The sequence below is a fragment of the Micromonospora sp. WMMD967 genome, from assembly GCF_029626165.1.
Taxonomy (GTDB): domain Bacteria; phylum Actinomycetota; class Actinomycetes; order Mycobacteriales; family Micromonosporaceae; genus Micromonospora; species Micromonospora taraxaci.
Window position 1 is genome coordinate 5,047,075 of record NZ_JARUBK010000001.1, and the last position, 12,749, is coordinate 5,059,823.

At 72.0% G+C, this 12,749-nt stretch carries 10 protein-coding genes; 4 read left to right on the top strand and 6 right to left on the bottom strand.

Going from position 1 to position 12,749, the window contains the following annotated elements:
- Positions 1–122: 122 nt before the first annotated feature.
- Positions 123–1,385: a nucleotide sugar dehydrogenase gene (locus tag O7631_RS22890; RefSeq protein WP_278146102.1), complete on the top strand. Its 1,263-nt coding sequence runs from the start codon at positions 123–125 to the stop codon at positions 1,383–1,385.
- 80 nt (positions 1,386–1,465) lie between these two features.
- Here O7631_RS22890 and O7631_RS22895 read toward each other — a convergent pair whose 3' ends face one another.
- The 4 genes from O7631_RS22895 to O7631_RS22910 all read right to left on the bottom strand — a co-directional run bounded on the left by O7631_RS22895 (position 1,466) and on the right by O7631_RS22910 (position 6,727).
- A complete protein-coding gene (locus O7631_RS22895; RefSeq protein ID WP_278146103.1) occupies positions 1,466–3,940 on the bottom strand; it encodes an ABC transporter permease in 2,475 nt (824 codons plus the stop codon).
- 147 nt (positions 3,941–4,087) lie between these two features.
- Positions 4,088–4,753, bottom strand: coding sequence for a response regulator transcription factor (locus O7631_RS22900; protein WP_269678963.1), 666 nt, complete (start codon positions 4,751–4,753; stop codon positions 4,088–4,090).
- On the bottom strand, positions 4,750–5,970 hold the full coding sequence (locus O7631_RS22905; RefSeq protein ID WP_278146104.1) for a sensor histidine kinase: 1,221 nt from the start codon (positions 5,968–5,970) through the stop codon (positions 4,750–4,752). The genes O7631_RS22900 and O7631_RS22905 overlap by 4 nt, the downstream gene beginning before the upstream one ends.
- Positions 5,971–6,019: 49 nt before the next feature.
- On the bottom strand, positions 6,020–6,727 hold the full coding sequence (locus tag O7631_RS22910; RefSeq protein ID WP_278146105.1) for a DUF305 domain-containing protein: 708 nt from the start codon (positions 6,725–6,727) through the stop codon (positions 6,020–6,022).
- A gap of 138 nt (positions 6,728–6,865) precedes the next feature.
- On the opposite strand from O7631_RS22910, the gene O7631_RS22915 reads away from it, so the two are divergent.
- Complete coding sequence (locus O7631_RS22915) at positions 6,866–8,311, top strand: hypothetical protein (protein ID WP_278146106.1); 1,446 nt, start codon at positions 6,866–6,868, stop codon at positions 8,309–8,311.
- Positions 8,312–8,443: 132 nt separating this feature from the next.
- On the top strand, positions 8,444–8,629 hold the full coding sequence (locus O7631_RS22920; protein ID WP_278146107.1) for a hypothetical protein: 186 nt from the start codon (positions 8,444–8,446) through the stop codon (positions 8,627–8,629).
- A gap of 123 nt (positions 8,630–8,752) precedes the next feature.
- Here the strand turns inward: O7631_RS22920 and O7631_RS22925 are convergent, their stop codons facing one another.
- The gene (locus O7631_RS22925; protein WP_278148001.1) at positions 8,753–9,745 is read right to left on the bottom strand and encodes a linear amide C-N hydrolase; all 993 of its coding nucleotides are present in this window, start codon (positions 9,743–9,745) and stop codon (positions 8,753–8,755) included.
- Positions 9,746–9,915: 170 nt separating this feature from the next.
- Between O7631_RS22925 and O7631_RS22930 the strand changes: the two genes are divergently transcribed.
- Positions 9,916–11,127, top strand: a complete 1,212-nt coding sequence (locus O7631_RS22930) for an SLC13 family permease (RefSeq protein ID WP_278146108.1) — start codon at positions 9,916–9,918, stop codon at positions 11,125–11,127.
- Between the two features lie 31 nt (positions 11,128–11,158).
- Here O7631_RS22930 and O7631_RS22935 read toward each other — a convergent pair whose 3' ends face one another.
- Positions 11,159–12,748, bottom strand: a complete 1,590-nt coding sequence (locus tag O7631_RS22935) for an asparagine synthase-related protein (RefSeq protein WP_278146109.1) — start codon at positions 12,746–12,748, stop codon at positions 11,159–11,161.
- Position 12,749: the final 1 nt, after the last annotated feature.

Below are 12,749 nucleotides of genomic sequence, written 5' to 3' on the forward strand. Positions count from 1 at the left end.
GCCGCGTACCGCTCGTCGGCGCAGTCCCACCAGCACCGATATCCCCAAAACGGACTTACGTCGCTGAAGACGCCTCTAGGCTCTCTGCAGGCCATTTCCACCAACTGCCGCAGGAGCGCTGGGTGAGCGTTGAAAAGCTGGTCGTGATCGGTCAGGGGTACGTCGGGCTGCCGCTGGCCCTGCGTGCCGTCGAAGCGGGGCTGGACGTGGTGGGCCTCGACGTCGACGCCGACCGGGTGAAGCGTCTCGCCTCCGGCGAGTCGTTCATCGAGGACATCCCGACCGACCGGCTGGGCCGGGCATTGGGCAGCGGCCGGTACAACCCCAGCACGGAGTACTCCGACGCGGAGGGTTTCGACATCTGCGTCATCACCGTGCCGACCCCACTGCGCGACGGCACTCCCGATCTGAGCTTCGTCGAGCAGGCCGGTATCGGTATCGGTCCGTACGTCCGGCCGGGTTGCACAGTCGTCCTGGAGTCGACCACGTACCCGGGCACGACGGAGGAACTGCTGCGCCCGCTGTTGGAGTCGGCCAGCGGACTGGCCAGCCCGGGCGACTTCCACCTCGGTTACAGCCCGGAACGGATCGACCCGGGCAACCCGACCTGGAAGCTGGAGAACACCCCGAAGGTCGTCTCCGGAGTGGACTCGGCGTCGCTGGCCCGCGTGGACGAGTTCTACCAGCGGCTCGTGCACCGCACCGTCCCGGTGGACTCCACCCGGGTCGCCGAGCTGACCAAGCTGATCGAGAACACGTTCCGCCAGGTCAACATCGCGTTGATCAACGAGCTGACGATGCTGTCGCACCACCTCGACATCGACGTCTGGCAGGCGATCGACGCCGCCGAGACCAAGCCGTTCGGGTTCCTGCCGTTCCGACCCGGTCCCGGAGTGGGCGGTCACTGCCTGCCGATCGACCCGTGTTACCTGTCGTGGCAGGTCAAGCGCCGCCTCGGCCGGCAGTTCCGGTTCATCGAGTTGGCCAACGACGTGAACCACGAGATGCCCGAGCACGTCGCGCAGCGGGTCATGGCGGGACTGAACCGGAAGGGCCGATCCGTCAGCGGCGCCCGGCTGTTGCTGCTCGGACTGGCGTACAAGAAGAACACCGGCGACATGCGGGACTCCCCGGCGGTCGACGTGGCCCGCCGGTTGCAGGCGCTCGGGGCCGAGGTCCACGCGGTGGAGCCGTACGCCGAGCCGCACCAGATCCCGGCCGGGGTCACCGTGGTCGGGCTGTCCGAGCGGGAGGTGAGCGCCGCCGACGGGGTGGTGGTGGTCACCGACCACGACAGCTTCGACTACGACCTCGTGGTCCGGCACGCCCGCTACGTGTTCGACACCCGCAACCGGTGCGCCGGCCCGCTGGTCGAGCGCCTGTAGACCCGGCACCGCTGGCCGGTCCCGCGTGCGACAGTTCGCGGGACCGGCCGGCGGATGTCCGTCCGAGCAGCCGACCCAGGTCACTGGTCGGCCAGCGCCTCGACAACCGGGCGCGACAGCGCCCGACGGGCCGGCAACACGGAGGCGAGCAGGGCGGCCACCACCGCGACGGCGAGGGTCAGACCGAGCTGACCGAGCGGCAGCACCACGTGGAAGTCCCCGCCGAGGCGGGCCAGCAGGGCCATCGCGGAGGCGCTGACGCCGGTGCCCAGCGCCACGCCGAGCACCGCGCCGACCAGTGCCATCAGCACCGCCTCCACGGCGAGTACGGCCCGCATGCGCCCTCGGGTGAGCCCGACCGCCCGCAGCACCGCGTTCTCCCTGGTCCGCTCGACGACCGACAGGCTCAGCGTGTTCGCCACGCCGACCAGTGCGATCACCACCGCCAGGCCGAGCAGCGCGGTGACGAAGACGAGCAGCATGTCGACGGTGCTGGTCAGCATCTTCTTGTACGCGCCCTGGTCCAACAGGTTCACCGTCGGGTAGCGGCCCAGCACCGTCTCGATCACCTCCCGGGCCTGCGCGGCGCTCACCCCGGCGGCGGGGTCGATCTCGGCGAGGAAACCGCGCTGGTCGGGGAAGAGCGCGGCGAAGTCGGCGTCGGCCATGTCGATGACGTGTCCGGTGGGCGCGCCGTCGCCGGACGTGTCGTCGGTGACCACGGCGGCCACCTGGAACGTGTGGCCCCGCACGGTCACCAGTGAGCCGACCCGCCAGCCGCGGGCCTGCGCCAACTCCCGGTGTACCAGCACCTGCCCCGGCCCGACCCGACCGGCGTCGCCGGCGAGCACCGCGCCCAGGGTCCGGCCGACCAGCGCCGGGTGGGCCGCGCGGATCTCGACGTCGGCGACGACGGTGCTGCGCTGCTCGTGTACGACGCCCAGTTCTGGTCGGGCGCTGAGCTCGCCGGCGAGTGCGGCCGGCAGGTTCTGACCGATACCGCTGACCACGAAGTCGGTGCCGATCTGGGCGTCCACGCTGCGTTCGATGCCGTCCTTGGTGCTCCGGGCACCGACCATGAACGCCGACACCAGCCCGATCCCGATCACCAGGGCGGTGGCGCTCGCGGCGACCCGCCGCGGGTTGCGGGTCGTGTTGGCCACCGCCAGGTCGCCGACCGTCCCGAGCACGCGGCGGGCCGGCCAGCCGAACACCCGGGCCAGGGCCGGGACGAGCACCGGCCCGAACAGGACGATCCCGAAGAAGGCCAGCACCCCGCCGGCCGCCACCAGCAGCAGTTGGCCCGCGCCGGCGGCGCCGATCAGCGCCGCGACACCGACGGCCAGGACCACCGCGCCGACGGCCAGCCGCACCCGACCAGCGGCGCGCGCGGGCTGCACCGCGGCGTCGGTCAGCGCGGCCACCGGGGCGACCCTGGTCCCCCGCCACGCCGGGACCAGAGCGGCGCACACTGTCAACGCGGTGCCCAGGAGCAGTCCGGTGAGGACTGTCGAGCCGGTCACTGTCAGGCCGCCGGCGACCGGCGCGTCCAGTCGGGACATCAACAGTCGCATCCCGCCGGCGAGGACCACCCCGAGCAGCACACCGCACGCGGAGGCCGCCAGCCCCAGCACCGCCGACTCCAGCACGGCGGCCCGGAAGACCTGACCGCGCGTGGCCCCGACCAGGCGTAGCAGGGCGGTGCGTCGGGTGCGCTGCGCCAACACGATCGCGAACGTGTTGGCGATGACGAAACCGGCCACCACCACGGCGACCCCAACGAAGATCGACAACAGCATCCGGAACTGGTCCACGTTGCGGACCGCGTCCTCGACGGCCTCGTCGAGGATCTGCTGACGGCGCTTCACCACGGCCTCGCCGCCGATGACGGCGCGCACCCGGTCGGTGAGCGCCGCGACGGAGGCGCCCGGCCGGGCCGCCACCAGAATCCGGCCGTACCCTCGCTCGCCGGTGAGGGCCAGGGCGTCCGGTCCGACCATGCCGACGAACGGGCCGCCGACATCGCGGACGGTGCCCGCCACGTCGACGGTGCCGACCAGGGTGTACGGCCGGGCCGGGCCGCTGGCGCCGCCGACGCGGACCGTGGCGCCGAGCGCGAAGCTCTCCGCGGCGGCCGTCTTCGCGTCGAGCACCACCTCTCCGGCGCGGTCGGGCAACCGTCCGGCGACCATGTCGTACGAGCGCAGGGCGGCCTCGGTGGGGATCGCGGCGAGCATGGTGAAGCCGAGGACGGGTCGACCGTCGACGCCGAGCACCCCGGCCGTGTTGGTCAGCTCACCGCCCGCCGCGGCCACCCCGTCGACCGCGCGCACCCGGTCGACCAGGGTCGGGGGCAGCACCTCCCGGCCGGCCGAGTAGACACCCAGGTCGGTGTGGCGGTCGAACGTGCCGGCCCGCTCGTACGTCCCGGCGCGCATCCCGTCGACGAAGATCATGGTGCCGGCGACGAACGCGACGCCGAGCACGACGGCCAGCGCGGACAGCAGCATGCGCAGCGCCTCGGCACGCAACGAGCGCAGGGTCAGGCGGATCAAGCGGGGCTCCCGGTGCAGGTGGCGGATCGGACCCTTCCGACGCTATGAGCGACACCGGTCCGCCCGTCTCCACCTGCGCGCTCGACCTGTCTGCGCCCCGGGTCGCGCCGCGTCCGCCGGTCGCTACGACCCAGGTCGTACGCGGCGTCATCCGCCGGGTGTGACCAGCCCGCTCTCGTACGCCAGTACCACCGCCTGCACCCGGTCGCGGAGCTGGAGTTTCGCCAGGATCCGCCCGACGTGTGTCTTCACCGTGGCCTCCGCCACGTGCACCCGGTTGGCGATCTCCACGTTGGACAGCCCCTGGGCGACCAGCAGCAGCACCTCCCGCTCCCGTTCGGTGAGCTGCGCGAGTCGAGGGTCGGCGGTCGGCGCGGTGCCGAGCTGCCCGGCGAAGCGGTCCAGCAACCGTCGGGTGATCGACGGGGCGACCACGGAATCGCCCTGGGCCACCACCCGGATCGCGGCCAGCAGGTCCTCCGGTGGGACGTTCTTGAGCAGGAACCCACTCGCACCGGCCTGCAGGGCCGCGAACGCGTCGGCCTCGGTGTCGAAGGTCGTCAGGACGAGCACCCGGGGCGGGCCGGCGGGCCGGTCGGCGCAGAGCCGCCGGGTCGCCTCCACCCCGTCCATGGTCGGCATCCGGATGTCCATCACGACGACGTCGGCCTCGGTGCGGGCGAGCACCCGCAGGGCGTCGGCGCCGTCGATCGCCTCGCCGACCACCTCCAGGTCGGGCTGGGAGTCCAGCACCATGCGGAACCCGGCGCGGACCAGCGCCTGGTCGTCCACGATCACCACTCGGATCGTCATGCCGCGATCACCTCCGTTGCCGGCTCCGACGGTAGCGGTAGCCGCACCTCGACCTGCCAGCCCCCGACCGGCCGGGGGCCGGCGGTGAGGCTGCCGTCGTACACCGTCACCCGCTCCCGCATGCCCAGCAGACCGTGACCGCCCGACGGCGCCGGGCTGACCAGTGGACGGCCCAGACCGTTGTCGAGGACCCGGACCACGACGGCCTCGTCGCTGTACGTCAAAGCGACCTCGACGCCGGCGCCGACGCCGGCGTGCTTGAGCGCGTTGGTCAGCGCCTCCTGCACCACCCGGTAGACGGTCAGCTCCAACCCCGGAGGGAGCGTCGGAGGCGCTCCGGTGACGGTGCCGCGGACGCGCAGCCCGGCGTCGTCGAAGCGGGCCAGCAGGTCGGGCAGCTCGGCCAGGGCCAGACGGCGGTGCTCCGGGTCGGCGGCCACGACGAGGTCGTCGGACCCGTCGGTGCCACCCGGTCCGGCGTCGCGCAGGACGCCGACCAGGCGGCGCATCTCCTCCAGGGCCTGCCGGCCGGTGTCGGCGACCACCTTCATGGCGGTACGCGCCTGGCCGGGGTCGCGGTCGAACATGAACCGGGCGCCGTCCGCCTGGACGATCATCACCGCCATGCTGTGGGCGACCACGTCGTGCAGCTCCCTCGCGATGCGGGTGCGTTCCTCGGCGACCGCCGCCCGGAACTCGGCCTCCCGTTCGCGTTCCAGGGTGGTGGCCCGTTCCTCGAGGCTGAGCACGTAGAGCCGGCGGGTACGCACGTTCAGCGCGACCAGCCACACCGCGCCGGTGACCAGGGCGTACCACAGCGCGGTGACCCACCACTGGATGACACCGGGGGTCTGGGCGGCGGCCAGCAGCACGCCCACGGCGGCGACCGCGCCGGCCAGGACGCCGTCGCGGAGCCGCTCGCCGTACTTCACCACGCTGTAGAGCGCGATCAGGACGGCGACGTCGTAGACGAGTGGGCCCCATTCGGCGACCACCTGGACCAGGGCGAGCGCCGCGACCACCACGGTCACCGCGCTCGGGTGGGTACGGCGGAACAGCAGCGCCACCGCCATCCCCACGCCGACCAGCGTGGCCGCCCAGCCGCCCGGCTGGGCGACCGCCGAGGCCACGGAGACGAGCACCACCAGGGCGGCGACGGCCACGTCGAAGGCGACGCCGCGCAGCGGGCGACCGAACAGGGTGCGTCTCACGGTCACCCAGGGTACGTGCCGGGGCGCTCTCGGCCCGCACACCCCGCGTCCGGGGTCAGGAGTCGAGGATCTCGCGCATGCGGTCGATCTCGACGGTCTGCTCGGTGGCGACGGCGTTGGCGAACTCGTTGAGCGTCAGGTCGGAGCCCACCGTGAGCAGCTTGGTGGCCATCTCGATGGCGCCCTGGTGATGCTCGGTCATCATCCGGACGAAGAGCCGGTCGAAGTCCGCGCCCCGGGTGGCGGCGAGCTGCCGCATGGCCTCGGGCGACTGCATGCCGCGCATGGTGCCGTGGTCGTGCCCCTTGACCTCCGCCGGGAGGCCGCGGGTCTGCAGCCAACCGCGCATCATGCCCATCTCCGGCCCTTGGCTGGCGCGGATGCGCTCGGCGATCGCACGGACGTCGGGGTCGGCGGCCCGGTCCGGGGCGAGCTCCGCCATCGCCAGGGCCTGCGCGTGGTGCGGGATCATCATCTGGACGAACACGACGTCCAGCGAGTTGTGCGGGGCGGGGCCGACGTCACGCACCTCGTGCGCCGGGCGGGTGGACGCCGTCTCGCCCGGACGGCCGGGCGCGATGACGGTCAGGTGGGTGGGGACGGGGCTGGCCGTCGGCGGCGCGGTGGAGGCGGCGGGGGCGGCGACCGGTTGCCCGGTGCCCGTGCCGGTGTCGTCGCCGAGACGGATCATCAGGAACGCCACCAGCGGCAGCACGACAGCCAGTGTGACGACTGCCAGGGTGCGCGCGCGCCGATTGGTCATGGGCCACTCCCTGAGGTCGAGGTCACCGCGATGTTATCCATTGAAGAACTCACTTTCATGTGATCCAGTTCACATCGACGTTCTTCGTCGGGCGGTAACGTGTCGACCATCGTCTCCCCCTTGCGAAGGGCCCCGCCGATGATCAGACTCCACAAGCCACGGTTACGACAACTGCGCGTCGTGGCGGTCGCCACAACCGGCCTCCTCGTCGCCAGCGCCCTCGTCGCCCCTGCGAGCAACGCGCAGACGGTGCCGCAGGCGGCCCCGGCCCCCGCGCTCACCAACACGATCCCCGGCGTCGACGAGATCGTGAGCAGCCCCAACCTGCGCCAGATCGCCAACGTGCCCAAGGTCGCCCCGCTGGACGCCACCAACAGCGACATCGCCTTCCAGGGCAAGTACGCGTTCGCCGGCAACTACAACGGCTTCGTCATCTACGACATCTCGCGGCCCAGCGCGCCGACGGTCAAGGCCCGGGTGCTCTGCCCGGGGTCGCAGAACGACATCTCCGTCCACGGTGACCTGCTCTTCCTCTCCACCGACTCGTCGCGCAGCGACGACTCCTGCAACAGCACCACGCAGGGGGCGGACGTGAAGAGCTCGTGGGAGGGCATCAAGATCTTCGACATCAAGGACAAGGCCAACCCGCGCTACATCAAGTCGGTCGAGACGGCGTGCGGCTCGCACACCCACACCCTGGTGCCGGGCAAGGACCGCAAGGCCGTCTACCTGTACGTCTCCTCGTACAGCCCGCGGGCCGAATTCCCGGACTGCCAGCCGCCGCACGACTCCATCTCCATCGTCAAGGTGCCGCTGAAGAAGCCGACCGACGCCGCGGTGATCGCGGCGCCGAACCTCTTCCCGGACGGCGGTTTCCCGGGCAGCGAGACCGGCTCGGCGACCACCGGCTGCCACGACATCACCGTCTACCCGGCCAAGGACCTGGCCGCCGGCGCGTGCATGGGTGACGGCATCCTGCTCGACATCAAGAACCGGGAAGCACCTCGGGTCATCAACCGGGTCCGGGACGAGGTCAACTTCGCGTTCTGGCACTCGGCCACCTTCAACAACGCCGGCACCAAGGTGATCTTCACCGACGAGCTGGGTGGTGGCGGGGCGGCGACCTGCAACGAGGCCGTCGGCCCGAACCGGGGAGCGGACGCCATCTACGACATCTCCGGTCGTGGCAACGCCCGGAAGATGACCTTCCGTAGTTACTACAAGATCCCCCGGGCGAACGCCGACACCGAGAACTGCGTGGCGCACAACGGCTCGCTGATCCCGGTGCTCGGTAAGGACATCATGGTCCAGGCGTGGTACCAGGGCGGTATCTCGGTCTGGGACTTCACCGACTCGGCCAAGCCGAAGGAGATCGCCTTCTGGGAGCGCGGTCCGCTCTCGGCCGACCGGCCCGTCGGCGGCGGCACCTGGTCCGCGTACTACTACAACGGCCACATCTACTCGAACGACATGGTGAAGGGCCTGGACGTCCTGGAGCTGAACGACTGGCGCACCTGGACGGCCAAGCTGACCCGCTACCAGGAGCTCAACGTGCAGACCCAGCCCAGCTACCTCGGCTGGTAGGCACCGAGCACCGAACCGGGCGAGGCCAACGACGACGGTTGGTTGTCCGTTCCCAGATCGGATGGGTTCCCGGCGGGAGCCCATCCGATCATCGGGAGAATGCTGGAGGGGCCGATGTCGAAAGTGGTGAGGGTGGCAGTCATCGTGCTGCTCGTCTTGGCCGCTCCCCTTGTCTACACGCTGTTGACCGCTCGTTCGTACTGGTCGGCGCTGTTCGTGGCCGTGGTGGTAGCCCTCGGGGTGTTCCTCCCGGACTACGCGACACGTGGCCAGCGCGACGCTCGGCGGAAGCGCGACGGTGGAACCGGCGGCAGCTAGGGTCGAACCCGACGCTGACTCCTCCCGACCGTCGCCTGACTCTGCCCAGCCGTTCAGTTGCTGCGGATCGCGATGATCCGATCTCGGGGGCCGGGCCCGGCAACGTCCGGGAGAGCCGCGAGGTCAGCTCGTCGCCAGGTGGTAGCGCCGCTCACCGCCGCCCGCGGTGACGACCCGAACCCCGCCGGTACGCAGCTCGTAGGTCACCGACCAGCGGGTGTGCCCCTGCCGGACGGCGGCGAGCAGCCGGTGCGCCGCGTCGACGTCCAGCGCTCCGCCGGCCTCGGTCAGCGCGGCGGCGATCTGCCCGTACCGGCGGTCCGCACGCCGCTGCTGCTCGGGCACGCCGACGACCGGCACGTTCGTCAACGCCTGCCAGCCGCCCGCACCCCGTTCCACCCGCAACCGACCGTCGACGAACTCGATCACCGCTGACGCTCCGGTCGCGTCCGCCACCAGATAGTGCAGCGGCGGCCCGCCGTCGAAGTCGAGGTTGTGCCGGGTGAACACGGCGAGCGCCTCGTCGACCGTCGCGGCCCGGTCCAGCACCAGCCGCAGGATCCGTACCGAGCCGACGGTGGGCTTGGCCGGGTCGGGGCGGACCGTCGCCGCGTCGTCCGCCGCCAACCCGACGGCGAGGCCCCGCTCGTTCATCCCGTCGAAGGGCAGCAGCGGCGCGTCCAGCAGACGACGGTCACCCCGGGGGTCCGCGCCGACCCCGAGGTAGGAGATGTCGACGAGCGAGATGGACGCGTGGCCGTCCGGCGGGTCGGTCCGCAGCACCAGCGCCGGGTTGGCGTCCCAGTCGAAGTTGCGGGCGAACACCGTCCGGCCCAGGTCACCGGCGGCGACGAACAACGAGCAGCCGAACGGGCTGGGTGGCGTGGCATCGGTGCCCACCGTCGGGTCGTACGCCCCGACGTACGTCATCTCGTACAGCGGCAGGTCGTCCACGCGGCGCAGGCTGGCCATGGTCCGCTCGGCCTGCTCCGGGTCCTGGCGGGAGGCGACCGGGGTGGCCGGTGGCGGGCCGACGCGCGACGGCGGCGCCGACGGAGCACAGGAGGTCACGGTGAACAGTAGGGCCGTCGCGACGGCCGGCAGGATCCTGCGCATATCCACTGGACGCGATGGGACCGATCGACGGTTGCCCACCCCGCCCGATCGGTGCGGCGCAGCGGGGGACGCGGGCCGCCAGAGCGCTCGACGGCGGGCGCCGTGGGACTGGTCACCCTCGACCGGGGTTGCCGAGCGTGGGGTCAGGACCTGTGCCAACGTCACGAGATGTGACAGTCGCAGCCCCGCCCGAACCGACCACGCGTTGGCGACCCCACCCGCTGGACGTGGTGGCGGTCGTGCTCGCCGTGGTCGGCGCGGCCTGCGCGCTGAGCGGCCTGCTTCCCCGTGCGGAGACCACCCAGACCCTGCACCGGATCCTGCCGCTGCTGCTGTTCCTCGGTACCGTGATCGTGCTGGCCGAGCTGACCGCCGTGGCGGGTGTGTTCGACGTGCTGGCCAGTCGACTGGCCCGGGCCTCCCGGGGCAGCTGGGCGGCGCTGTTCCTGCTGTGCGGCGGTCTCGCCACACTCACCACCCTCGTGCTCAACCTCGACACCACCGCCGTGCTGCTCACCCCGGTGCTGCTCGCGCTGGCCCGGAACCTGCGGATCCCCGCCGCCCCGCTCGCCGTCACCACGGTCTGGTTGGCCAACACCGCCAGCCTGTTGCTGCCGGTGTCGAACCTGACGAACCTGCTGGCGGCCGACCGGGTCGGCCTGGCACCCCTGACGTACGCGGCCAGGATGGCGCTGCCGCAGGTCGCCGCCGTCGCGGTCACCATGGCCGTGCTCTGGTTCGGGTGGTGGCGGCGGGACCGACCGGTCGGCGGACGGTTCGTTCCGCCGGCCCGCCACGTGCCCGCCGATCCGGTACTGCACCGCACGGCGCTGGCCGGTTGTCTGCTGTTCGTCGCCGGCATCCTCGCCGGGGTGGAGATCGGTCTCGCCTCCACCGTCGCGCTGGCGCTGGTGCTGGTCGGGTTCGTTGTCCGCTCCCCCGCCACGCTGCGCCCGGGGTTGGTCCCGGTGCGCCTGCTGTTCTTCGTCACCGGCCTGTTCCTGGTGGTGCAGACCCTCGGCCGGCACGGTCTGGACGACCTGGTCGGCACCCTGCTCGGCGTCGACGGCGGGGCGCTGGGCGCCCTGCGCGCCGGAGGCACCGGAGCGTTGCTGGCCAACGGGGTGAACAATCTGCCGGCCTACCTGGCCGGCGAGTCGGTGCTGCCGAGCGCCGACCACACCCGCCTGCTGGCCCTGCTGATCGGCACCAATGTCGGCCCGCTGGCCGCGCCCTGGGCGTCGCTGGCCACGCTGCTCTGGTTCGAGCGGTGTCGGGCCGCCGGGGTGGCGGTGCCGGTGAGCCGCTTCGTGCTCACCAGCACGCTGCTCGCGGTCACCGGCACGCTCGCCGCGGTCGGCGCGCTGCTGCTGGTGAGCTGACCACGCCGACCCGCCGCCGGGTGGCCGCTGTTCAGCGGCGGGCCGGGCGCGGGCCGACCAGTCGACGGACCATCGGCGCGGCGTTCCACCTGGCCGCGCCGACCAGGTCACGGGCGTGCTCCAGGACGGTGTAGTCGGGCCGGCTCAGCCCGTCCGCGATCGCCCGGTCCAGGTCGTTGCCGCAGCGGCTGAGGACACTGTCGAAGTCCCGGCGGACCGGCTCCTGCAGGTCGTAGCCGAACGACCGGTGCAACCGGGCGAAGAGCGGCTTGTACAGCCGGACCCGCTCGTGCAGCCCGGACGAGTAGGACATCGGATGCTTCGGGCGGCGCAGGATGTAGTCGGGCAGCACGTCAGCGAACGCCCGCCGGACGATCCACTTCTCCTGTCCGTGGCGCAGTTTCAGATCCAGCGGCAGCCGCATCGCCAGTTCCACGACGCTGAGGTCGAGGAACGGCAGCCGCGCCTCCACCCCGTGCCCCATGGCGGCCCGGTCGACCCTCTGCAACTCCGTACGGCACAGGTTGCGGATCCGGTGCAGGAACAGCCTGCGCGCCGCGGCGGGACCGACCTGGTGGTACATCGGGTAGCCACCGAACAGCTCGTCGGAGCCGTCGCCGGTGAGCACCACCTTGATGCCCAGGTCGCGCAGCCGCCGGAAGATCGGCACCGAGACCACCGCGTTGATGATGTCGCCGTACTCGGTCAGCTCGGAGATCCGGATCGCCTCGCGGACGTCGGCGAGGCGGATGTCGCGTGGACGCAGCTCGATCACCACGTGCGGCACGTCGAGGTCGGCGGCGAGCCGCCGGGCGTACGCCACGTCGGGGCTGTCCGCCACGCCGACCGTCACCGCGACGCAGTCCGGGTGGATGTCGCGGACCTGCCGCAGTGTCAACGAGCTGTCCAATCCGCCGGAGAGCACCACCCCGACGGTCAGGTCGGTCTGCACCCGCATCCGGATCGAGTCGCTCAACGCGGCACGGACGAGCAGGGCGGCCTCGTCCGGGTCGTCGATGACCGGCAGGCCCGCGCCGATGGTGAGCAGGTCGACGTGCGGCCTCAGTCGCACGTGCCCGTCCGCCTCCGCCCAGCCGTGGTGCCCGGGCGGCACCTCGCAGACCGGGGCGCCGTGCCCGACGAGCGCCTTGACCTCGGAGGCGATGTGCAGGCAGCCGGGGCGGCGGGACCAGTACAGCGGCTTCACCCCGACCGGGTCGCGGGCCAGGTAGGTCCGGCCGGTGGCCCGCTCGACGATCGCGAAGGCGTACTCGCCGCGGAGCCGGGTCACCGCCGCCTCGCCCCACTGCTGGAACGCGGCGAGCAGCACCTCGGTGTCGCTGTCGGTGCGGAAGGCCTGCCCGAGGCGGGTCAGCTGCGCCCGCAGCTCCCGGTAGTTGAAGATCTCGCCGTTGAAGCAGAGCAGCCAGCGTTCGTCGGTGGACGTCCACGGCTGCACCGCCCGGTCCCGGTCGACGATCCGAAGCCGGCGGGTGCCGGCGAGCAGACCGTTCTCCGACCGGGTCTCGGTGACCTCACCGCGAGGGGCCAGGACGGCGAGCATCCGCCGGAACGTCGCCGGGTCGGCCTCGGGGCCGATGCTCAACGCGATGCCGCACACG